We start from the raw sequence: 24,769 nt of genomic DNA, 5'->3' as shown, positions 1-24,769 counted from the left end.
ATTAGAACTTATTTTTTAATATCAAACCCTATTGTGAGAAAAATATTTTTTTATTTCTAAGCCCTCCTACACCACATCCTCTCAAACATCTCCCCATCCCCGCTGAATGGACGGCAAAGATAGTAAAGCCACTGATTCCACCGCTCATTTTTCAATAAATAAAACAACTTTTTTTACCCCCTAATCAACCCGTCTAATCACGCGCCTGATTATCAGCTGATTGGCCACAGCCTGGTCCATGACCCATGGATTCAAAAACATCTATCAGCCCTAAAAGAAGTCGGTAAAATCAAAAATTGATGGGGCGTTAACTAAAAATTGGAATGTCAGCACAGACCCAAGAAAAACTATTTGGGCTTTTTGTAAACAGGGACAGTGCTACAAGGCTCACCGTACATGATGCTCGACACCATAGGCAGCAGCCTCCTTGTCAACTCGAAGTATGCGTAGTCTCTGGTCTTGATATCACCACAACCCTTAATGACCACCTTGGCGCCCTCCAGGTCCTGCTCCAGGATTTTATCAATCGCCCGATTGATTAAGGCTTTCTCAAGTTCCTCTTCACCACCAAACGCCGATAGATTGGCGACACCCCCCAACCTGGTCACTACTAACATATAAGCCCAGGATGGTATGATGGCATCTGCAGAACAGACGACCCCAACGTTTTTGCCTTTGAAGGCCAGCCAATCGTAATCTCTCAAAAACTCACGAAATTCTTTCTCTTTGAGAATCATTCCATGAAAAAGCCCTTCCTTCAGGTCAAAAAAAGCCCGCTCGGATTGATCAATATATTCATCGAAATCCAATGAGATTAAAGGACTCTTCGAAACACGGTTAATTATCTCTTCCATTACACCTTGAACTTTTGAGATGGGACATTAGTTCGGTATTCCTTTAGATATTCCGGCTCGAAGTAGGCAATGTCTTCAAATGCCGAATGCTGGAATTTGGCCCAGGCTACCTCCCCCATGTGGGCCGCAGACGGATGAATGTCTCTGATGAAGTGATACCTATCCACTCCTCCAAAGAGTTGCTCCAGCTTATCGGAGCCATTACCGAAGAAATAAATGCTTTCCTGCTGGAAGTCATCAAAAGAGTGCTCATCTACTATGAGTGGTTGTGTTTCCCAAATTTCAGCGCCGGAATGATCTACCAATTTGCAGTAGACCTCCATGCGCCTGGCATCGATCATAGGGCAGAGCAATTCTTCTCCCTTCAGCATAGGGGCCACCTGAGCAACCATAGTATCCAATGTATCCAAAGCGATCAACGGGATGCTCAGTGTATAGGCCATTCCTTTCGCGGTAGCTGTGCCAATTCGCAGACCTGTATAAGATCCGGGCCCTGCAGACAGGGCGACAGCCGTCAGATCGGACAAAGACACTTCACAGTTCTCTGCCAGCTGCTGAATGATCCCTGGCAAAAGGTTGGAGTGGGATTTCTGCAAATGATAGGCCTGATGACCTATCAAAACTCCCTCCTGATGAATGGCCACTGAACAAACCTTAGTGGAAGTGTCGAGGCTTAGAATAGTACTCAATTATTTGCCTTTTAAAATGCTCTGATATCGTTCGGAATCATTAAGAACTTTAATGGCCTCCATGACTTCCCGGTCCTGATCAAAGGTAGACTCGATCATTCCACTTTGGAAGTAATACCTCCCGGCAATTTCCTGCTCCAGCAATTTCTTAATCTCTGGCTTGAAAGTGATCAGGTCCTGATCCTTATTATGAAGGGTTTCCCTTTTTAGGTCCATGATCTGCTGCTCAATATCCTGATAATATTTTTCCTGCTTGGCCGATGCGATTAGTTTCTCAATATTTTGCTCCACCTGAGTGGTGTAGTTGAGTTCTTTGTCCTTCAACCAGTTTTTAAATTCATCATATTCTGCATCTGTAAGGGTGAAGTCCTTAGCAGGTTTAATCTCCGGGTGTGCGTAATAATAACGAGTAGCATAATCGAAAACCAGGTCATTGGACATGAGACTGTAGGCGATAGGTGCGTACTCAAACGGCTCCACTTCAATGTCAGGGTTTACGCCCCCACCGTCAAAAACTGATCGGCCGGATTGGGTCTTGAACTCACTCTTGAGTGAATCCGGAATTTTGCCGATGCTGCCATCTGGGTTTCGATGGCTGTAGTCAATGGCCTGGATACATCTACCAGAAGGAATATAATATTTTCCAGTGGTTACTTTTAGTTGAGAATTATAAGCCAGTGGTCGTGTCTGCTGAACCAGTCCTTTACCATAAGAACGCTGACCTACGAGCACTCCGCGATCATAGTCCTGCATGACTCCCGCTACAATCTCAGAAGCTGATGCACTTCCATTGCTGATCAATACAGCGAGTGGAATCTGAGTATCCGCAGGATCATTCAAAGTGTTATAGGTCTTGGTCCAGTTTTTCAGTTTCCCGCGAGTAGTCACCACTTCCCGGCCTTTGCCAACAAAGACATTGGAAACATTGACTGCTTCTTCCAATAAGCCCCCCGGGTTACCCCGCAAATCCAAAATGATTTTTTTTGCGCCATCAGCTTTCAGCTCGTTCACAGCATTTCGCACCTCAGCGCCTGCTTCGGTAGTGAAATCCGTAAGTTTTACATAGCCGATTCCTTCGGCTACCATTCCGAAATAAGGCACGTTGCTAATGGTAATACGCTCACGAGCCAGCGTCACATCAAACAGTTTTTCTTGTCCGAATCTCTTTACCGTCAGGACAATATCCGAATTGGACTGCCCCTTCAGCAGTTTGCTGATAGCATCGGACGATTTGCCCTCCAACACTATTCCATTAATCTTCAAAATCTGATCTCCCGCTTTAAGACCAGCTTTGTGCGCAGGGTAGCCTTCGTAAGGCATCACTACGGTGCTCACGCCTCCTTTCTTATCGACTATAGCACCAATGCCCCCATACTCACCGGTGGTGATGGTGCGATAATCCTCTATGTCATCTTCGGGAATGTAATTGGTATAAGGATCAAGCGAAGCCAGCATGGCTGTAATGCCTGTACGCATCAGCTGGTCCGGATGAATGTCATCCACGTAGTAGGCATTTACTTCCTTAAACAGCGTGGCGAAAATATCGAGGTTCTTCACGATCTCGAAGGTGCGATCACCCACGGGAGTGGCTTTAAAAGCCAAAAAACCAATACTAATGGCACAGATGGCCACGATTGCTTTCCACTTCTTATTCATTGCTTGTTCATTTTGTACTCAAAACAGGAGGTTAAACTTGCATTCAATTGGGCTCACCCGGGTGTTCTTTCCCTATCTTAGAATGCTGACTTTCTAAACGTACCAATAGCTTTTTAAGTTTATCCTCTATTTCACCATAAGGTAATGGTGATTTATCTAAATAGACAAATGCCAGCTGATAAAAGCCGCTAACGGGTGATTGATAGATGATGGATTTGTGAAGCCTATAGGCTTCTCTCATGCGGCGCTTCAGCTGATTTCTCCGAACGGCTCGCTTGAAGTTTTTTTTGGGGACTGTAAAGAGGGCGCGATGATAGGTCACGGCAGAATCCTCCTCCCTTCTGTACTTCAATAACAAAGGGTGCAAATAAAAAGAGGAACCATTCTTGAACAGTTCCTCAATGTCTTTTTTACCGGTCAGCTTTTCCCTTTTTGGAAAAGAAAACGCATGACTAGTCGTTTGGCCTGAGTCAGTCATAGGCCTTTAGTTAGACTTATTTCTTGTGAGTTTGATCAGAAACAGTAAGTTTCTTTCTTCCCTTTGCTCTACGTCTGGCCAATACAGCACGACCGTTGGCTGACTCCATTCTTGAACGGAATCCGTGTTTGTTTTTTCTTTTCCTTACTGAAGGTTGAAATGTTCTCTTCATGGCTATGCCTTTATCTTATTCTTTTATTATGACCAGACCCCAATCACTGACCGGAATCTGAGATTTCTCAAAACGGAGGGCAAAGATAAGTAAAGATTGAGTTTTACCAAACTAAACGCCGCTCCGCAGAGATATTTCTTCAATTTTTATGAAAACGTGGTGAAAAAAAGGGGTTTAAATGTCAAAAACTTCACGCTTGATCTCCTGAAGCTGATGGAATGTGAGCCTGGGGCCGTACTTAGCAACCACCTCTGAGGCTGCCTTGCTGGCCAACTTACCCGAAGAAGCCATAGTGTGACCGTTGGTGATGCCATAAAGAAATGCCCCGGAAAACATATCCCCTGCGCCGTTGCTATCTACTGCCGAGACCGGGTAGGACTCTATATCCACGAATGTATCTCCATCAAATATCATGGCGCCATTCTTCCCTTGTGTGATCACAAATTTTCTGGCTACTTTTCTCAATTCTTCTCTGGCATCAGCGACATTATCGGTCTTGGTGAAGAGCATTGCTTCCTCTTCATTGCAAAAGAGCAAATCAACAGAGGCTCCCACCACTTCTTCCATTTCTTTCTGGAAGTACTTCACCATACTGGGGTCAGAAAACGTGATGCTCACTTTTACACCATTGTCTTCGGCCATTCTCTTAGCCACTTTCATCGCTTCCCTACCTGTCTCTGAAGCTACCAGATATCCCTCTATAAAGAGGTATTCGGAGTTGATCAGGGCATCCTGCCGAAGCTCCGCTTTGGAGAAAGCCGAGCTGATCCCCAAAAATGTATTCATGGTACGCTCCGTATCAGGAGTCGTCATGATGAGTACTTTTCCTGTTATCCCCGCATCCAGGTGACTTCCATCCAGGTTGGTGTCAATGCCATTATTGGCCAACTCGTCCAGAAAAAACCTGCCGTCTTCGTCATTGGCCACTTTGCAAGAGTAAAAGCTCTTGCCACCCAGCATACTTGTCGCCACTATAGTATTGGCAGCAGACCCGCCTCCTTCTTTCTTTTTGATGCCGTCTTTCACGGCGGCTAGTACTTTCATCTGGCGCTCCTCGTCCACCAGGGTCATGACTGATTTTTCGATTCCATGCTCGGTCAAAAAATCATCGCTACATTCCAACACATAGTCCACTACAGCGTTGCCAATGGCATAAACGTCGTACTTCTTCTTACTCATTTTTTATCCTTTATGCTATTAAACCTATTGGGATAATCGGTAATTAAACCATCCACCCCGAGTTCCATTACGTCCTTCATCTCTGTCACTTCATTTACCGTCCATGGGATTACCCGAATGTCCCGGCTATGTAAAAGATCAACAGACTCCCGCGAAAGTAATGGAAAATAGCAACTATAGATGTCCGGGGTAAACCCGAGTGAATCCAGGTTTTCTTCCACCGTCAGGTCGTTTTCGATCAATAGCGCCAGTGTCACTTTTGGATGACGCTCATGAAAATACTGTAACACCCTGAAATCAAAAGATTGAATTGTGGTTCTGCTCCAGTCAAGTTTTTCATCTAAGACAGCATAAACCAGCTCACTAAAAGTGGGGGGTGCAGGATGAAAGAGATCATCGGTTTCTGGCTGCGACTTGATCTCGATATTATAAGCCACAGGGGGTTTACCGTTGACCTTCAGGTAGTCTTCCACATGGTCGATCACATCCACTAGTCGCGGCTTGACTACCTGCATTTTTTGCTGCTCAGGAAATCTTGGGTGGGGTTTGGAGCCACAATCGAAACTTGCCACCTCCTGATAAGTCATCTGATAAATATTGTATTGAAGCTGCTGCGTTTCTGGGATTTCATTTCCCAGAGAATCGAGACACATTTCAGCTGACATAAACGGCTCATGCGAAACGACCAGTTGACGGTCTTTGGTGACCGCCAGATCCATTTCGAGGGTAGTTACTTCCAGATCGATGGCCCTGATGAAGGCCGGAATGGTGTTTTCGGGCATGAGCCCTCTGCAGCCCCTGTGTCCCTGAAGGTCAAAGGATTCTTTCATGTTTTTCTTCGGGCCAAAGCAGGAGGTAAGCATAACTAAGGAGCCAACAAAAAAAATTATCTTTCTCATCAAGCTAAAAATTTTATTCTGGTAAACACATAATCCAGAGACTCTTCATTGATCACCATACGGTAGTAGTCTGTGCCTGGAATCTGCTGTGGCTGGTAGCCGGTTTTTTGCAGGTACTTCTTGTTGATGTTGCCATCGAACCAATGAACCAGCCTGATTTTACCACCTTCTATTTCCAGACAGGTCATCCCACGCTTGCCTATGACACAGCCTGAATTGAAAAGACAGGGGATGTTAAAAATGGTATTGTAGACGTAGTTCTGGAAATTGGTATCACGTACCTGTTTATAGTATTTTTTTAAGTCCTTCTTATAGGCCCTTATGGACCTGACAATGGCCTCCGTCTGATTGGCTATGTCCTCTACATACTCGCGGCAAAGTTGCTCGATTTTATATTTCAGCCGCTCTACTTTGTGCATTGACTCAAACAACGGACGATGCGTGTGACCAATGACCGATACCACTTTGCGATAAGCGGAGTAATGATAGGCCCGCTTCTCTATTTTATACTGTTTCTTACTGCTGTGAGCCACCGAGTAATTTTTGATCCCCAGAGGATTGGCAAAGTACTTCAGGGTGAACCCGATCAGTTCATTGTGTTTTTGAAACCGCTTGGAGGCCTGATGCCCGTGAAAAAAGAATAGGTTGTCCCCTTTGTAATCAAACACAAATCCATCGAGGTGCTCGTAATTAAATGGCAAATCCTTCATCATCCCTAGTTCCAGGTCGTGATTACCAATGGTTTTAAGCAATCTGGTCTGATCTCTAAACTGATCGAAAACCTCATAGACAGATTTCCAATGCTTATAAATCTTCCTGAGGCTGAACCTTTGCATCTCCTCCACATCTCCATTGAGGACTAAGCCATACTGCCGGGGAAGATAATGCTCCTTCAGTGCTCTGGTAAAAAGGTCGGAATTGGTCCGGAAATCATCAGTGGAACCACCATCACCCATATGGAGGTCGCTAAAGATTACCCATTTGTCAGCATCCGTTAACTCTAAAACAGGTGACTGGTTAAACAGGTCGTCCAGATTTTGGTAAACAACTTTATTGGTAATCTTCACATGGGAAATTTAATGATCTCACCAAATTAAAGGGTTTAAAGTCAGAGATCAATTAATCGTATCTTAAAGAATTGTTAGCAATTCCAAAATTTGATTACTCCCGGATCAAAGCTGGTACAGGGCTGCCTGCCACGGCAGTAGTTTGAAAATCTTGTCTCCCTCCATTTGCACCGCTCCCATATTGCCGATGATCAAAGACAAAGATTCAATATCAAACCGATCGTCTACTTCAAAGGTCTGTTGATCTGCTGAAAAATTGAGCAATATGAGGTACCTGACCGCATCGTCCCATCTCCAATAAGCATATACCTGTTTGTGTGCCTCATTGATCACAGCGTAGTTTGCATACACAAGTGATGGGTTGGCCTTTCTGATACTGATCATTTGCCTGTAAAAATTCAAGATGGAGTTCCCAGCGTTCTGCTGATCTGCCACGTTGATTTTGGTATAGTTGGGATTTAACTTCAGCCATGGGGTGGCAGAAGTGAACCCAGCGTTTTCGGTGGCATCCCACTGAATGGGGGTACGTGCATTGTCCCGCCCATTCACATGCACGTGCTTGAGAAACAGATCCAGGTCTTTGCCCTGCGCTTTCCACTCGGCGTATGCGTTCATGATCTCCACATCATCGTAATCCTCAATGCGATCAAAAGCCACATTGGTCATCCCTATCTCATCTCCCTGATACACATAGGGCGTGCCTCTCATGGTCATCAGCATAAGGCAGAGCAATTTTGCCGACTCCTCCCAAAAATCCGCATCGTTACCAAAGCGAGAAACGATCCGCTGAAAATCATGATTGCCAAGAAAAATGCTACCCCATCCGTCGTTCTTAAATTTCTCATCCCAGAGCCGGAATATTTTCTTAAACTCTACAAAATCGATTGGTTTCGGATCAAACCTTCCGCCTGGCCCGTGATCCATAAACATGTGACCGAAATGAAAAAGCATATTCAACTCTTTTTCATCCTCTGCTACATACTGCAAGCCTGTATCGAGATCTATTCCAGGACCTTCGCCCACTGTCATCACATCATAGTGGCTCATCACCCTCCGATTCATTTCCTTCAGGAATTCATGAATCCTGGGGCCATTGGCATAGACCTGAGCAATGGTATCATTGAAGTTGGCATGGGGGGTATCGTCATAGTTTCTTTTAGAGATCACGGAGATCACATCCATTCTGAACCCATTGACCCCTTTGTCCAACCAGTAGCGCATCAGTTGATAGACTTCCTCGCGGAGCTTCGGATTTTCCCAGTTCAGGTCAGGTTGCTTTTTGGTAAACAGATGCAGGTAATACTCATTGGTTTCTTCAGCATACTGCCAGGCACTTCCACTAAAGAAAGAAGGCCAGTTATTGGGTGGCCCACCATTCTTCCCCGGCTTCCAAATGTAATAGTCGCGCTTAGGGTTGTTTCTGGAAGACCTTGATTCTTTGAACCAGGCATGCTCATCGGAGGAGTGGTTCACCACCAGATCCATCAATAGTTTCATCCCACGCGCATGAATCCCGCTTAGTAGCTCGTCAAAATCCTCCATGGAGCCAAACTCATCCATGATGTCATAATAATCGCTGATGTCATAGCCATTATCATCATTGGGCGACTTGTACACCGGACACAGCCAGATGACATCCACTCCAAGACTCTTGATGTGATCTAGTTTTTGAATAATCCCTTGCAGGTCTCCAATGCCATCGCCATTGCTATCATTGAAACTGCGGGGGTATACCTGATATACCACTGCTTCCTTCCACCATGTTTTGTTTACACTCATGTCGATTTTTTGAATACTGAAAATGGGATTATAGAAAATGACTGGCTACTTCCAATCCGAGATGAAGCCAATCTTTCTCCTTCTGCTGGCGAGCTTCTGACCACCCAAATGTGGAGGTCAGGTGTTGAAAAACGGGCTCTATCAGCTTAGGGATGGTCTTGATATTGAAATACAACCTCCCTGTTCTTCTTTCGAAAAAATCCAGCAGTGAATGGACTGCTTCATTTTCTATTGTAAAAACCAACTCCGAAAGCGCCAGACGTATTTCAGGGTCTGTTTCCTGCCTCTGCCTGAAAAGTTTAAAAATGTCGCCTGTTTGTCGACCATAATTACTCACAAGATATTCTGCATAGTATGGGTCCAGTCCAAAGGAAACCACCTGCTGCTCTACTTCCTTCTGGTATCTGTGCACATCATTTCCGTCCTTGAACACGCCTCCTGACAGGTAAATTTTGTCGGTCACACAGTCCGAAAGTTTCTTGTCTTTATCCTCTCTGATCTTTTTGGACAATCTGTCCACAATCCGTTCTGCCATCTTGCGATAGCCTGTCAGTTTACCCCCGGCTATCGATAAAAGTCCTGTTTCTGATTCAAATATTTCATCCTTTCGCGAAAGCTGGGAGGCCGATTTTCCCTCCTCTTCTATCAAGGGTCGCAGGCCAGCCCAGCTGGATTCTACGTCCTTTATGTTGAGCTTTATCTCAGGGAAAATATGCCTTACTCCGTTGATCAGGTAGTCCACGTCCACTTTTTCAGTGCGCACATCATTGATGTCTCCATGGTAGTCGGTATCGGTGGTGCCAATATAAGTCACCCGATCTCTGGGAATGGCAAAAATCATCCGCCCATCCGGCACATCAAAGTAGACCGACTGGTGAACGGGGAACTTCTCATGCGGCACCACAATGTGCACACCTTTAGTAGGGTGCAGGTGCTTCCCATGTAAGGATTTGTTTTTAGCTCGTATTTCATCTACCCATGGCCCGGCTGCACTCACCGTGTAATCGCAGCTACTTGTGTAGCTGGTGTCTGTAAGGTTATCACGCCAATGTACCCCGGTAATTTTCCCTGCATGGTACACAAAGTCTGTGACCTCTCCGTAGTTGATAATATCAGCACCCATCCGGGTAGCTGTTTTCAGAATTTCTATCGTGAGGCGGGCATCATCAGTTCTGTACTCAGCGTAAACCCCGCCTCCCTCCAGTACATCAGGCCCAAGCAGGGGTTCCATCTCTAGTGTTTCCTCTTTGGTCAGCATCTTGCGCTGATCCACCTTCTCCACCCCGGCCAGTACATCATAGACCATCAGCCCCACCGAAGTGAGGATTTTACCATAAGTACCATCAGTAATCAATGGAAGAAGCATTTTCTCCGCTTTCACCAGGTGCGGCGCCAGATGGTGCACCACCGCTCGTTCCTGCCCCACTTCCCGAACCAGTGCTACCTCAAATTGCTTGAGGTACCTAAGCCCACCGTGTATCAGTTTGGTGGATTTGCTACTGGTACCCGAGGCAAAGTCGTTTTTTTCAAACAGGGCTGTTTTCAATCCTCTTGAGGCAGCATCCAGCGCTATACCTGCTCCCGTAATACCTCCCCCTATAATGATGAGGTCGTAGTGGGTATCTCCCAGGACCTTAACCAAATCACCCCTGTCATTTGCGTTGAATGCATTCATAAATCCTTTGCCCAGTCAAATGTTCTTTGTACTGCTTTTTGCCAGCCCTTGTATAAGTGGTCTCGTTCAGTCTTTGTTATGCCCGGAGCAAATTTTCTATCCGTCTTTCTCACTTTCTTAATTTCATCCAGTGTCCAGACGCCAGCATGCAACCCCGCCAGATAGGCAGCACCGAGTGCCGTAGATTCCGTGATGGCGGGGCGATCCACCTCTACTCCCAGGATATCCGACTGAAACTGCATGAGGTAATTGTTGTTAGTGGCTCCACCATCCACCATCAGACTGGTGATCTCTATACCAGAATCCTGCTCCATCGCAGTTTTAACATCTCTGGTCTGAAAAGCTATGGATTCGAGAGCAGCCTTGATGATGTGGTTTTTTCCCGTATCGCGGGTCAGTCCAAAAATGGCTCCTCGCGAATACTGATCCCAATAGGGTGCCCCTAGTCCGGCAAATGCCGGCACAAGGTATACTTCGTTGGTTTCCACCTTTCTGGCAAAGTATTCGGAATCTTCCGCATGATCGAGCACCCTCAGGCCATCACGTAACCACTGTATGGCCGCTCCTGCAATGAATATACTGCCTTCCAGAGCATAGGTAAGCTCTCCTGTGGTACTGCAGGCCATGGTAGTCAATAAACCATTTTTGGATACCTCACACTTGTTGCCTGTATTCATCAGCATGAAACAGCCGGTGCCGTAGGTATTTTTGGCCTCTCCCGGATCAAAGCACGCTTGTCCGAAAAGGGCCGCCTGCTGATCTCCCGCAATGCCCATAATAGGAATGGTGGTGCCTTTGAATTCAAAATCTCCGAAATGATAGGCTGAAGGGTGGGCCTCAGGAAGCATAGACATTGGTACCTTCAGGATCTCGAGCAGGTCATCGTCCCACTTATTCTCCACAATGTTGTAGAGCATAGTCCGTGAGGCATTGGTGTAATCAGTCACATGAGCCTTGCCGTTGGTGAGTTTCCATACCAACCAGGTGTCTATGGTACCAAAGCAAAGATTCCCTTTATCGGCCTCTGCTCTGGCATTTTCCACATTGTCGAGTATCCAATTAATTTTTGTGCCCGAGAAATAGGAGTCTATTACAAGACCGGTTTTGCTTCTAACTTTTTCCTCAAGGCCCCTACTCTTCAAATCTTCACAAAACTCCGAGGTACGTTTATCCTGCCATACGATGGCATTATAGACAGGCTCGCCTGTATCCCGATCCCAAACCACGGTGGTTTCCCTCTGGTTGGTGATGCCAATGGCGGTAATTTCCTTAGGTGAAATTGAAAGTTCATTCAAAAGAGATCGGAAAACCTCCGACTGTGTGGTCCATATCTCTTCCGGATCGTGCTCTACCCACCCTGATTTGGGGAAAAACTGAGTGAACTCCTTTTGCTTGATGCCAACGATTTCCCCTTTCTCATTGAAGAGAATGGCTCTCGAACTGGTAGTCCCCTGATCTAATGCGACAATGTATGCCATGATTTTTATATTTTCCTTACCAAAATGACCCAACGACAAAAGCCGTAATGATCAACAATATAACTGCCAGTACCCGATAATTCTTATACCAGGGGAGTCCGGCCAGTTCTTTCGTTTCTGCTCTATATAATCCCACATTCCAGGTGAGGGTATTCACTACCTCATCACTCGGGGCTGGGGTGAGCAAGCTGACAATGACGTGCACCAGCATACAAGCCAGCATGAGCAAAGGTGCTTTATGCAAAAAATGAATCGCATTTAGCGAAGGGAATAACTCATAAACTGAGGAAAGAATAATCAAAACAGATATTGCAAGACCCGCCAAAAGGGCCGCGAAGGCTCCATTTCCATTACCTCGCTTCCAAAACAAACCCACCAGGAACACTGCCACCACCGGTGGTGCAATGAACCCTAACACCAACTGTAGGTATTCCCACAATGAGTCAGAAATCTGCTCGATGTATTGAGTCCAAAATGCAGCCAACAATACCAGTACCACAGTGGCAATCTGGCCGACACGCACCAATTGTTTGCTGGAAAGGTTAGGATTCAACTTATTCACAAAATCCATGGTGATCAGGGTAGAGGCAGAATTGAGTGTAGCCGAAATACTACTGGACATGGCCGCCAACAATCCAGCAATGACCAGCCCAAGCAGCCCTGTAGGTAGTAGTTGATAAAGCATGACCGGATAGGTCATATTGGGACAATCCTCCAGGTTCTGGCAGATCACCTGCTCGCCGGCCTCATTGGTAATTAAATAGTTCAGCCCGCTGATGTCCAGGTCAGAAAACAGCACAATGGCAATCACTCCAGGAAAAATCATGATAAAAATCACCGGGATTTTCAGCAACCCGGCAAACAATGCTCCCCAGCGACCGTGGTTGAGATCTTTGGCGCTGAGTACACGCTGTACCATAAACTGATTGTTGGCCCAGAAGTAAAAACCAAGTAGCGGCACCCCAAAGAGCAAGCCGGTCCATGGCATATACGCATCATCCACTGGTCCTGCCATATCAAACACTTCGTCGGCTGGTTTACTGATGTAGCCACTGCTATTGAGTGCGTCCAGGCCACTCATCAATCCTGACCATCCGCCCACCTCCGTAATACAGAAATAAGTTAAAATCATAGAGCCCACGACCAATAGAATCGCCTGGATCACCTCGGTATGAACAACAGAGGAGAGCCCACCCGGTATCGTATATGCTGCGGCGGCCAATGCCAAACCTATAATGATAAACGTGGAAGAAATCTCCGGGAAAATGATTTTCAGAATCAGATTTCCGGCATACAACCCAGACGAGGTGTCGATAATGACATTGCCCACAATGGTGATAAAGGAAAAATAATACCGGGATCTGCTGTCGTACCGGCGCTCAAGAAACTCCGGCATGGTGTAGACCTTTGAGCGCAGGTAGAAGGGCAAAAAGAATATGGAGAAGAAAACCAGCACTACAGCCGCCATCCACTCATAATTGTAAACCGCCGTATTGGTCTGAAACGCATCGGAGGTAAGACCAATGAGCGTGTTACTGCCTATATTGGCCGCAAACAAAGAAATTCCGACGATAGGCCAGGTCATGTTCCGACCAGCTAAAAAATACTCTTCGGAGGTTTGTTGTTTGCCCTTCGAGATCCCGTACCAAATGATGCCAAAAATATAAACGACAATAATGGCTATATCTACAAAGCTCAATGCTACATTTTCCATGTGGGATTGGTTTAGTCAGTGATTTCAATCCCTATAATAGTAAGAAAATGGCAATCAACCCCTGCTTTCGAGGAGGGGTTTTGCGAGTGTGCGAATGAAAACGATTGAAAATTAAAAATTTATTCCTCTGCTGCCTTTCCGTTAGAAAGTCACCTACTCAGTAAGCCACATTGTCTGACATCAGTCCCAGGGCTACGCCATTGCTCCACCCGAAACCATCCTGCGTGGGGTACTCTCCTCCTCCGGCAATCAGGGTGGTGTCAGCCACATTGTATTTTTCCATCATTTTGCCGGTATTTTGGTAGACTTTATCATTCACCCTCAACCATCTGGTTTTGATCTCAGTCGCCAAATCCATTTTGTCATAATGTTCAAGACCCTTAATCGTCATCCATTGAAGGGGTGCCCAACCATTAGGGTAATCCCATTGCTGCCCGGACTCGATGGTAGTAGTCACCACCCCTCCAGGGAGGAGAAAGTCTGACTCCAATACTCGTGCCTGTTCATCGGCTTGCTGAGCTGACGCTACAATAAAGTACAAGGGATAGGCGCCCGCCAGTGTCAGCTGATCCGATAGTCTGTTTTCCGTCCAGATATAATCTGTAAAGGCCCCTTTATCGGCATCCCAAAACAAGCGCTGAATAGCTGCCTTGCGCTGATCGGCTTGGGCTGAATAAAAATCTGACTGCTGAACCTTCCCGTCAGCCGCATAGAGATTGGCCAGGGTGGTTTCCACCGCAAACATGAGACTGTTCAGGTCTACAGGCAACATGTCCGTGGTACGGATGCTTCCAAAATCGGCTTTATCCTGAAACCAGCGTGTGCTGTAGTCCCATCCAGACTCAGCTCCGGCCCGCAGATTGCGATAGAGTTTCTTCTGCTCCTGATCTGATAAACCTTCTGCCAATTCGTAATCTTCCTTGTGTGATTCCGGTCTGGGGAAATCCAGAAAATCCCAATAGCGATTGAGAATGGTTCCGTCTGACAAGCGCACCACTCTGTTGACTGCAGGCAGATCTGGGCTCAGGTATTCCGATCCCTGCATCCAAAAATCGTATTCCTTTTGTACTGCAGGTAAATAAATGGTGGCCTCCTCTACGGAAGTGAGCTGTGCATAAAGATTGACCATCGAAGCAAAAAACGGCGGTTGGCTTCTGCCAAGGTAATAGGTCCTATTGCCATTGGGAATAAAGCCCACAGTATCTATCAGATAAGCAAAATTATCGACCATGGCCTCTACCAGGTCCGTACGACCAGAGGCCCCCAGCCCTATCAGGGTGAAGTAGCTATCCCAATAATAAATTTCTCTAAAACGCCCACCGGGCACCACATATTCGCCGGGCAATGGGATCAGAGTCGAAATTTCGTCTGATTCACTGGCCTTCCTTGTTAAGTTTTTCCAATGATTTTCCAGGTGCATCTTGAGTGACTCTTCCCTTGATGCGACGATCTCAGGCTCTGATGGAGGGATAAAGTTTGCACTCACAAAAGCCTTTAAATCAAAATCAGGATCATCCTTGCGGGCGAGATAATCCGAAGCGATGGTGGCAGGATCACTCTTGGGTGTGCAGTCCACGAAGGTTTTGGAATCAGGGAAAACCCCTGCCATTTGCACATCGTGAAACAACGGCCCCAGTGACTCCCAAGGCTCATAAAAATCCGCAGTTTCATCAGCTGCTTCTGTCTGCTTTTGAGGGGTGCATGAAAAAAATAGCAGTACCACAAGGCCTGCTATTTTTAATGATTTCAATGTTGTCATTGGTCTTTTGTTTATTTGGTAGCCAGTGCCTTATTGCGCCTGGTCTGAAGGTTTTGTACTACGAAATCTCCCACTTTCTCACCCTGATCTACTCCATTTTCTATGGCCATCATGTAATGAATACCGCCATAGAGCCTGCTGATCGCGGCCTCTTCACTAGCTTCCAGAAATGAATTGAAATCCCGCTGTGGGAGTCCATACTCCATTTCGGTGGTGTCTTCGAAGGAGAAGTTGTCACCGTAATAATCGGTAAGTGTAACCGCCGCGGCACGTGAAATTACACTATGTCCGCTGGTGTATTCAGGAAAAGGAGGTGTTTGTAGCAGGGGCACCCATTCCTCATCCATGTATTGGTTGATCAGTGTCTCAGGTCTGACTACAATACTTCTCCATTTCTCGTCCCAGCAGCTGATAAAACCATCAAACAAGGCGATGGATGTTCGTGTATAAGCTTCCACCGTTTCACTAAAGTTGTTTCCGGCCTTCCGGGTGGCAATGGCCACGATGCCTATCCAGTGCCCTCCGGGGGTGATTTTCTTCGTGGCAAACATTGCATGCCCACGGTGATGTGAAACGTAAGGGTTGCAGTCCCAAAACTTGGCGATCTGGGTGTTCTCTTCATTCTGACCACCTCCTTTTTCATATACTTCGGCCAGCTGACGGTAAAACTCACTGTCTTTGTCCATGGTGAGTTCCAGTGGAGGTACCGGAGGAAACTGATTGGCTGAGTCCAATATGAGGGGTCTGATTTTATTCCAGTGAGGTTCTATCCCTTCCATATAATCTGGTGGCGTTGGCTTCCAGGCATAGGTCTCATTCCTGATCGTATATTTAGGAAAAGTACGGGTCTGTTTGTACATATCGCCATCTGCCCAGGCCATCACATGCTTCGCCACCAGCTCCCCATACGCCAGTGATTTTTCCTTCACAGAAGCCGGGAGACCGTTCTCTTCCAAATTCTTGTATAAATTTTCACGGTAAGCGTCTATTTTATCTTCAGAAAAAATCAAGGCTTTGCCCACTGTGAGAAAGGCATGCAAACTGGCCAACTTATCATTGATGCCAGCAGGTGGTGCCGGAGGTGTGGTAAAATCCGTCACTTGCCCGCCCAGGGAAATCAGGGTATCTGGATTAGAAATTGCAAGCACCTCAAAGGCTGCGATGCTGGAATAACTATAAACCCGGCTAGCCACCGGAGGAGAAAAGATATCATACACGATAACATCCGTCAGCTGCTTCATCGCCCCGTTAAAAGTTTCCGGGTCATTCAATATGGCCTGATAAGCCGTGTTTTCCTTGCAGCCAAAAAATAGAGTAGCTGCCAAAAGGGTCATGAAAAGTTTCTTCATTGTATTTAAAAAAATTAGCTAGTCGGTAAATTTAATGAACTCGCTTACAATTATTTAACAATCACCAACCTAAGGCTCCTGGTCTGATCTGCGCTGACAACCTGCAGGAGATACTGGCCTTCTCTCAAATATGATAGGTCAATGGGCTTACTGCTATCCTGGATCAGAAGAGAGGATAACATTCTCCCGCTCATATCAAACAAGAATAAATTATAAGGTGTGCTCACTTCCCCATCCATGCGGAACTGACCAGTCGTAGGATTAGGGAATAAGCGTACTTTGCCCAGGTTCTCCTTCTTCACCCCAAGGGTTTCTTCCTTTTGCGGTGGAGTCACTTTCAGATAGATGTCTCCATTAGCGGCTATGAAGCCTCCTTTAAAATCTCCAGCAGGCCCCGATCCCTTCACGCTGCCATCTGCACTTCTGAAAACTACCGAAATCCAGTAAACAGAATCGGATGCTGCCAATCCGTAATAGTCTCGCATACCAGGTGTATATTTCAGTTCCCACTTGCTTGTTCCGTCTATTTTGGTCATTTGACCAACTCCATCGTCCGCTCCCCAGTTTCCGACTACATTGGAACCAAAAGATGGATTGTCTCCAGGAGTCAATACGGCTCCCGAATGCGCATAAATTTTAGTGGCATTCAGCAGGCCCTGATCACCCAGACTGGCATCAAAAATCAATGACACCTCCTGATTGGTGAAAAATTCAGCCGGATCAAAAGAGACTAATGCCACGTCTGATTGGATTTCCAAAAAAACCAATTCGTTCCTGAACCCCTTCCCGATGTTTTCACCAGCCTCATCTCTGAAATGCATGCCCATGCGGAAGGCCGTAGCTTCCTGACTCAATCCAAAATAAGCACGCGGTGTAAGGGTGATCTGCCACTGATTATCCTGACCCTCTACTTTGGTCATTTCACCTGATCCATCCTCAACCTTATGTGAGAGGTCAGTACCCTTAGGGTCATTGACTACCAAACCAGCGTTCATGAATACTTTTGAAGCACCTACCAGGCCGGCTGTTCCGTCTTTACTCGCTTTGGTCGCATCAAAAATGATGGTGATCTCATCATCCAAACCAAAACTCGAAGGGGAAACGGTCACGGGGTTCTCATAGATTTCTACCACTCCCGGAAAGCCCTCAGATACTCTTTTGTTGGTGTAAATGTAAAATTCACCTGGCTTCAGGGTTTGAGTAGCCGCGGCAGAGGTGACAGAAAACTCATCTCCTCCAAAATAATCAAACCATGCTCCCGTACTCGGAAATTCATAAGTGAGCTCGCCTTCCTCTACCCCAAAATTGCCAATAACCACCACATCCAACTGACCATGCTGGATCGCGATACTCTTTAGTTTACCCCCAAGAGATGCCTCTACATCCCCCACATTGAAGACAGACGGATAGGTAACCCTCAAATGATTGATGGCCGCATAAGCATCATATAGATGTTGCCTCAGGGGGTCTTCGTAAAGCCCCAGGTTACCACTGCCCCAGGGAAGTGGCTTATTTCCAACCCTTCCGTTGAAGTTGATGCTAACATCATAACCCAACTCTCCGAACTGCCACATCATTTTGGGACCCTTCTGCAACATCAGAAATGCCGCCCCCATTTTAGCTCGCTCCAGAGCCACTGCCGTATTTTTTACATCATAATTTCCAGCTTGTAAACCGCCTGACAACATCCCCACCATCTGACGCTCCTCGTCATGGCTCTCCATGTATGACACATGAATGGAGGATGCCGCTCCTGATATGCCCCGCGCATTTCCTTTCAAAGCACTGTCAAAATCTCCATGCACATTTCTCCAAAGCAACATTCCGGCATTACCTAGCTCCGTTTCTTCCTGGGCATCCGCAAAGTGCTCCAGTATCACATAAGAACTCGCATCAACCGCTTTGATTTCATTATTCATCCGCTTGAGGATTGAGATCCTTCCGGGATCATACTGCCCCCAGGCGCCCACATCATCTCCGGTATTATTCTGAGTAAACCCTTTTGATAAGTCAAATCTGTAACCGTCAAAATGATATTCATTGATCCAGTAATTATTCACGGAATCCATAAAGTCCTGAGTGTAGGTGGATGCATGATTGAAATCGTAACCTACATTGAAGGGGTGTTTTGGCACTTGATTGAACCATGGACTGTTGGTCGCAGGCGCATTCAATGTCTCATCCCAGTAGAGCTTCACCAGCGGACACTGGCCATAAGCATGGTTAAGCACCATATCTAATATCACGGCAAAACCTTGCTGGTGTGCCGTTTCAATGAAATGTTTTAGGTCATTTTTGGTGCCATAGTATTTGTCCGGGGCGAAATAATAAACAGGGTTGTATCCCCAACTTTCATTTCCCTCAAACTCCATGATGGGCATCAGCTCAATGGCATTCACACCAATTCTTTTCAAGTAGCCCAGGGTATCAGATAAGTCCTGGTAGCTATGAGAACCCAAAAAATCACGAACCAACAATTCGTAAACCACCAGGTCCTGTTTGGCTGGCCGGCTCCACGTCGATTCAGTCTCGGCCCATACATAAGCCTCTTGTCCTGTCTGCAAAATCGTAGCCATCTGATAGTCGGTCTTGTCATAGCCTGTAGGATCGGGATACAACGCTGCGGGAATGTGTTGGTCGTTCCACGGATCTGCCACTTTATCGGCATAGGGATCTCCTATTTTGATGGTACCATCCACCCAATATTGAAAGACATATTCCTCTCCAGCCGTAAGCCCGGTGAGCTCATACCAGAAAAGCTCTCCATCTGCCGTCTTATTCATCAGGTAATTGTCGGAAGGGGTCCAGTTGTTAAAATCACCAACCACATAGGCAAACTCCTTTCCGGGAGCCTCCAACACCAGAATAGCTGAAGTGGCATCACCATCAACGTAGTTAATTCCTTTTTTGGCTCCAGCCGGCAAAGCCGCCACCGGCGTGGACTGCCTGAGCAATATGTTGACAGTCATCTGGTTTTCCACACTCTGACCGCTGATCGTTGCACTCACCTTGATAGACACTGTCGCGGATTGAGTAGGCGAATAATCGTAAGTGATGGAGGTACCGGAGGAAACGCTCGCTACTTCCACAAAACCCTGACCTTCATCTATCGCCAGTGCCATCGCAGTGACTTCTGCGGAGGCTTCCGCCTCAATTTTCAAGGCCTCACCAGAAGTCAAATACACCTCATCATCTGCCGGGTTTAGAATACTTACATAGAATCCCGCGTCCAGGTTCACATAGATATCCTGATTTCCGGCTACAAAGCCCCAATCATAGGTACCAGGAGAAGCGGTTCCTTTCTTAGTCCCGTCGGCATTTCTAAAGACCATGGCCAGTCTGAAGATAGTAGCTGATGCATCTACCCCGTAGTATTGTCTGGCTGTAGGTGTCAACTTGATCTCCCACTTATCTGTTGCTCCTGCCACTTTTGTCATTTGTCCCACACCATCATCCATGCCCCAGTTACCAATGGCATTGTTCCAGGCGGTTCCATCGGGCGCATCTAATACAACTCCACTGTGCAGATACACCTTTGCCGCGCCTACCAGCTCGCCATTGCCCTGAGTGGCATCAAAGGTTATAGTAATTTCGTCGTCTCCAGAAGGATTGGCTGGAGAAAGGGTAACCATCTGTGCTGACAGAGTAACGGAGGTCAGCAGAATTGCCAGTATTGAAAGGATGCTTTTCATGATTTCTGTTTTATGCCGGCGTAAAATATCCTATTAAAGAGCATTTATCCAAAATCCGTTCGTGGTAAATAGGAACAACCCAAAATGAAAACGATTGCAACAAAAATTGAGAAAAAAAGAAGTGGCAATTCAGATTATTTTTGGCATAATTACATTATTTTCAAATGTTTTTAAGTTTGTAAAAAGGACGAAGAACGTCCGATTGTAGAAGTTTTAACTAATAAAGAAGTATGAAGAAAGTATTATCTAACTTAATCGCACCGGTGGTTATTATGGCAGCCCTCTTCTCCTGTGAAGACGAGATCTCCAATAGCTTCGACGTGCTTGATATTGCTCCGGTCATTGATGAGGTGACCCCCAATGGAAGTGTAAAAATTGGGTCGGAGTTTGATATCGTTATTAAAGCCCATGATGGGGAGAGCTCTCCGCTTGCATCTGTTTCAGCTAAGCTGAAAGATGCTGACGGCAACGAACTGGCAACGAAAAGTGGTACCATGAGCGGAACATCAGGTACTTTCACCTGGGCCGCTGCGGATTTTGGATCCACTGCATTGGACACTGGTGACTATACCATTTCCGTAACAGTAACTGACGTGGCTAACTTATCGGTATCCGGAGACTATTCATTCATCGTTTTCGATTTGCCATTTGATGCCACCTATCCAGAAATGTACATCGCAGGAAACTTCAACAGTTGGGGGGCAGATGCGCTTGAACTTGTTGCTGCCAATACCTGGCAAATCACATCTACCTTAGATGGTGGTGGATGGAAATTCAAAAACACTCCAGACTGGTCAGATATCGACTGGGGGGATAGTGACTGTGATGGTGTAATGGAAGTAGCAACCGGCGGTGGCCCAGATACCAACTGTGGACATACAGGTGAGTCTATCATCACTTTCAACGATAAGACATTGGCATACACCGTGGAGTTGGTAGAGCCTATCGCACAAAACATTACCGGTCTTTATCTTGTAGGATCTTTCAATAACTTCGAAGGTTCAGATGAATACAAATTCAAATTAGATTCTGACAACACCTGGATACTTGCTGAAGTGATTCTCAAGGAAGGTGACGTGCTGAAGTTTGCAGAAGCTGCGGACCTGAGTAAGAAAAACTGGGGTGACAATGAGCCTGATGGCGAAGCTGATCTGTTTGGTAGCTCTATCGTATTGGACAATAGCTACTCTCAGGCCTATTATAAAGTCACCTTTAATGATGCAACGCTTGCTTATCAATTTGACTTTGTGAAATTCCCTTCCATCAGCATCATTGGTAGTGCTACTACAGGCGATGATTCCGGATGGGGAATCGATGTTAAATTGAGAGATTTTGGAAACAACTCGTTCCGTCACGCAATGGGTATTTATGAAGGCGCTTTCAAATTCAGACAGAATGAAAGCTGGGATAACCAGTGGGGTGGATTCACATTCCCTTCAGGTACGGCCACCAAAGGCGGTGGAGATGTGTCCGTTTCACTCGCTCAGGAAGATACCTATATTATCATGTTTAACCCTTCATCTGGCGAAGTGTCATTCACCGCAACTGAGATTGCACTGATCGGTAGCGCAACCGGAGATGATACATGGTCAACAGACATCAACATGACGAGAGATTTGCTCGATCCTGCTGTATGGACACTTAATGTAGATCTGGTAGTAGGTGAAGCCAAGATTAGAACAGATGAGACGTGGGATTATAACTGGGGACCTGACGGGTACGACACTCCAGCAAACTTCAACATCACTGAGGCTGGAAACTACGATGTAACTATTAACATCAATACTGGCGTGGCCTCTTTCGAGAAAAATTAAAGCAACTCTATACCTAACTTATTTACAAGAACCTCCCCGAGTGATCGGGGAGGTTTTTTTGTGTTCAATAGCCAAAATGAACAAGAGCTTTCTACTTTTCAAAAAGCTTTGAATCGTCATTTTTATCGCATTCCTTCACATAAATCCCCTAAAACCTTCATCTAAATACCACATATGCGGTATTTCAGGCGCGGTTCGTTCTGTCTAAATTTACTTTCATAACCAAATCAGTTTTAGCCATGTTATTTTCACTTATCGGACTCGTACTTTTAATCGCCTTTGTGGTGTTGGAAAAGTCATGGTCCACTACGAAAGCTTAAGATTTTTCCACTAGATGGAGGTTGCTATAGCATCTATGAATTTATTCATGGATGATAAGGATCTGGTCAAAACCAGGTGCTCAAAGATGTCAAACAGTTAGAATTCTCTTCAAATCCTCAAAAAAAATGCCAGCCCGGGTTATCGAGCTGGCATTTTATGTTTTAGCGATCAATACGGAACCTGTGGAAAAATTGCATTGTGTATTGAATGCATTGTGGCATGTCTAATAATCAGTAACTCATTCCAGCTCAATGGTTGCTAACCCTTCATTTTCTTTGCTTGCCCAAAGAAAACGAAGCAAAAGAAAAGGCACCAACGCAAAAAATCATTTCGACTCAAAGAGTCTGGCCTTTTTTAGATTTTTTTTCGAGTCAAAATGATTCACACTTGCCTTGGATGCCCAGCCCGCCATTACGCCCTTAGTTTTCACATCCGTTCTCTTTGATTCACATTAACGTGTAAAATAATACAACCCCGTTGCACTTTTGAGATAAAATTGCTGTCATTACTCCTGGTCCAAAAATGGATACCGGTAACTTTTTGGTGGTACGAGTGTCTCCTTGATCGTACGGGCGCTTACCCATCTCAGCAAGTTGATACCAGCACCGGCCTTATCGTTGGTGCCCGAACCTCTGGCTCCGCCAAATGGCTGTTGCCCTACTACAGCTCCGGTAGGCTTGTCATTGATGTAAAAATTGCCAGCGGCATTTCTGAGCTTTTTAGTGGCCAGTTCTATCGCATACCTGTCTTTGGAGAAAACCGCTCCCGTAAGTGCATAAGGTGATGTCTGATCCACCAGGGTCAGGGTCTCCTCATACTGTTCCGGGTCATACACATAGACCGTCAGCACCGGCCCAAAAATCTCCTCACACATGGTCGTGTATTTTGGATCCTTGGCCAGTAAAACCGTAGGCTCTATAAAGTAACCCACTGAATCGTCATAGTTGCCTCCAAAAAGTACTTCTACATCCGTGTCTTTTTTGGCCCGATCAATGTAGCCAGCTATTTTGTCAAATGATTTTTTGTCGATCACGGCATTCACAAAATTGGAGAAATCTTCCGGACTGCCCATGCTGATCTCCTTCAGGTCAGCGGCCATTTGCTTTTTCACCGCTTCCCAGATATTAGAAGGAATATAAGCTCTTGAAGCCGCACTACACTTTTGTCCCTGAAATTCAAACGCACCTCTGATCAGTCCTGCTGCCACTTCCTGTGGATCCGCTGATTTATGCGCGATCACAAAGTCCTTTCCGCCAGTTTCGCCAACCACCCTTGGGTATGAGCGGTATTTATCAATGTTCTGACCTATGGTTTTCCAAAGGTGTTTAAATACGGCCGTACTTCCGGTAAAATGCAATCCGGCAAAATCCGGGTGGTTAAATACCACATCCCCGGCCACTGGTCCGTCTACATAAATCATGTTGATCACACCATCCGGCAAACCAGCTTCTTTGAACACTTCCATGATCACTTGCGCTGAGTACACCTGGCTGTAGTTGGGTTTCCAAACTACTGTGTTGCCCATCAGTGCTGCTGACGCAGGCAGGTTGCCAGCAATAGCAGTGAAATTGAAAGGTGTAATGGCAAAAACAAACCCTTCCAGAGGACGATACTCCAGTCGGTTCCAGATACCTGGTGAAGACTCAGGCTGATCCATGTAGATCTCCTGCATGAATGCCGCATTGAATCTCAAAAAGTCAATGAACTCACACGCCGCGTCGATCTCCGCCTGGTAGGCATTTTTGGATTGTGCCAGCATAGTGGCTGCATTGATTTTAGCTCTGTAAGGACCTGCCAGCAAATCAGCAGCTTTCAGGAAAATACTTGCTCTCTGTTCCCAGGCCAGGTTTTCCCAGGCCTCCTTGGCATCCAGTGCAGCTTTGATGGCTGCCTCCACGTGTGAAGCATCTCCTTCATGAAAATGACCCAAAACATGCTTATGGTCATATGGAGGGCTCATTTTGATTTTATTGCCGGTACGCACTTCCTTTCCGCCAATGTACATGGGGATATCGCGCTCTTCTTTCCGAGCCAGCTTCACGGCCTTTTTCAATTCCTCACGCTCCGGTGTACCTGGGGCGTAGGTCAGTACCGGTTCGTTGGAGGGCTCTGGTATGTAGTAGTTTCCTTTAGACATAATGTAGTAGTTGTTTATTTTTTGCTCCCGCAAAATTATAAAATAGGAGTAGCTCCT

At 46.1% G+C, this 24,769-nt stretch carries 17 protein-coding genes; 1 reads left to right on the top strand and 16 read right to left on the bottom strand.

Going from position 1 to position 24,769, the window contains the following annotated elements:
• Positions 1-347: 347 nt before the first annotated feature.
• The 15 genes from GV030_RS16535 to GV030_RS16465 all read right to left on the bottom strand — a co-directional run bounded on the left by GV030_RS16535 (position 348) and on the right by GV030_RS16465 (position 20,440).
• A complete protein-coding gene (locus GV030_RS16535) occupies positions 348-854 on the bottom strand; it encodes a DUF2480 family protein (protein WP_159584357.1) in 507 nt (168 codons plus the stop codon).
• The gene (tsaB, locus tag GV030_RS16530; protein WP_159584355.1) at positions 854-1,543 is read right to left on the bottom strand and encodes a tRNA (adenosine(37)-N6)-threonylcarbamoyltransferase complex dimerization subunit type 1 TsaB; all 690 of its coding nucleotides are present in this window, start codon (positions 1,541-1,543) and stop codon (positions 854-856) included. The genes GV030_RS16535 and tsaB overlap by 1 nt, the downstream gene beginning before the upstream one ends.
• Complete coding sequence (locus GV030_RS16525) at positions 1,544-3,199, bottom strand: S41 family peptidase (protein WP_159584353.1); 1,656 nt, start codon at positions 3,197-3,199, stop codon at positions 1,544-1,546. It abuts the gene before it with no gap.
• A 43-nt stretch (positions 3,200-3,242) separates the two neighbouring features.
• Complete coding sequence (gene rnpA, locus GV030_RS16520; RefSeq protein ID WP_159584351.1) at positions 3,243-3,677, bottom strand: ribonuclease P protein component; 435 nt, start codon at positions 3,675-3,677, stop codon at positions 3,243-3,245.
• A gap of 16 nt (positions 3,678-3,693) precedes the next feature.
• Entirely contained in the window at positions 3,694-3,849 is a 156-nt protein-coding gene (gene rpmH, locus GV030_RS16515; protein WP_115869829.1) for a 50S ribosomal protein L34, read from the bottom strand.
• 174 nt (positions 3,850-4,023) lie between these two features.
• Complete coding sequence (locus GV030_RS16510) at positions 4,024-5,028, bottom strand: adenosine kinase (RefSeq protein ID WP_159584349.1); 1,005 nt, start codon at positions 5,026-5,028, stop codon at positions 4,024-4,026.
• Positions 5,025-5,927 carry a glycerophosphodiester phosphodiesterase family protein gene (locus GV030_RS16505; protein ID WP_159584347.1) on the bottom strand — a complete coding sequence of 301 codons (903 nt, stop codon included), beginning with the start codon at positions 5,925-5,927 and terminating at the stop codon, positions 5,025-5,027. The genes GV030_RS16510 and GV030_RS16505 overlap by 4 nt, the downstream gene beginning before the upstream one ends.
• A complete protein-coding gene (locus GV030_RS16500) occupies positions 5,927-6,994 on the bottom strand; it encodes a metallophosphoesterase family protein (RefSeq protein ID WP_159584345.1) in 1,068 nt (355 codons plus the stop codon). The genes GV030_RS16505 and GV030_RS16500 overlap by 1 nt, the downstream gene beginning before the upstream one ends.
• Positions 6,995-7,099: 105 nt before the next feature.
• Positions 7,100-8,773 carry an alpha-glucosidase gene (locus GV030_RS16495; RefSeq protein WP_159584343.1) on the bottom strand — a complete coding sequence of 558 codons (1,674 nt, stop codon included), beginning with the start codon at positions 8,771-8,773 and terminating at the stop codon, positions 7,100-7,102.
• 28 nt (positions 8,774-8,801) lie between these two features.
• The gene (locus GV030_RS16490; protein ID WP_159584341.1) at positions 8,802-10,448 is read right to left on the bottom strand and encodes a glycerol-3-phosphate dehydrogenase/oxidase; all 1,647 of its coding nucleotides are present in this window, start codon (positions 10,446-10,448) and stop codon (positions 8,802-8,804) included.
• Complete coding sequence (gene glpK / locus GV030_RS16485) at positions 10,445-11,926, bottom strand: glycerol kinase GlpK (protein WP_185155832.1); 1,482 nt, start codon at positions 11,924-11,926, stop codon at positions 10,445-10,447. The genes GV030_RS16490 and glpK overlap by 4 nt, the downstream gene beginning before the upstream one ends.
• 16 nt (positions 11,927-11,942) lie before the next feature.
• Positions 11,943-13,640 carry a sodium:solute symporter gene (locus GV030_RS16480; protein ID WP_159584339.1) on the bottom strand — a complete coding sequence of 566 codons (1,698 nt, stop codon included), beginning with the start codon at positions 13,638-13,640 and terminating at the stop codon, positions 11,943-11,945.
• A 157-nt stretch (positions 13,641-13,797) separates the two neighbouring features.
• Positions 13,798-15,399, bottom strand: a complete 1,602-nt coding sequence (treF, locus tag GV030_RS16475) for an alpha,alpha-trehalase TreF (RefSeq protein WP_159584337.1) — start codon at positions 15,397-15,399, stop codon at positions 13,798-13,800.
• A gap of 11 nt (positions 15,400-15,410) precedes the next feature.
• On the bottom strand, positions 15,411-16,748 hold the full coding sequence (locus GV030_RS16470; RefSeq protein ID WP_159584335.1) for a vanadium-dependent haloperoxidase: 1,338 nt from the start codon (positions 16,746-16,748) through the stop codon (positions 15,411-15,413).
• Between the two features lie 50 nt (positions 16,749-16,798).
• Complete coding sequence (locus GV030_RS16465; RefSeq protein WP_159584333.1) at positions 16,799-20,440, bottom strand: alpha-amylase family glycosyl hydrolase; 3,642 nt, start codon at positions 20,438-20,440, stop codon at positions 16,799-16,801.
• Positions 20,441-20,670: 230 nt separating this feature from the next.
• On the opposite strand from GV030_RS16465, the gene GV030_RS16460 reads away from it, so the two are divergent.
• The gene (locus GV030_RS16460; RefSeq protein WP_159584331.1) at positions 20,671-22,254 is read left to right on the top strand and encodes a SusF/SusE family outer membrane protein; all 1,584 of its coding nucleotides are present in this window, start codon (positions 20,671-20,673) and stop codon (positions 22,252-22,254) included.
• A gap of 826 nt (positions 22,255-23,080) precedes the next feature.
• Here the strand turns inward: GV030_RS16460 and pruA are convergent.
• Entirely contained in the window at positions 23,081-24,712 is a 1,632-nt protein-coding gene (gene pruA, locus GV030_RS16455; protein WP_159584329.1) for an L-glutamate gamma-semialdehyde dehydrogenase, read from the bottom strand.
• Positions 24,713-24,769: the final 57 nt, after the last annotated feature.

The sequence above is a fragment of the Marinoscillum sp. 108 genome (assembly GCF_902506655.1).
In the GTDB taxonomy this organism is placed as follows: domain Bacteria; phylum Bacteroidota; class Bacteroidia; order Cytophagales; family Cyclobacteriaceae; genus Marinoscillum; species Marinoscillum luteum.
Note: the sequence above shows the minus strand (reverse complement) of the source record. Positions and strands in the feature narration are given on the sequence as shown.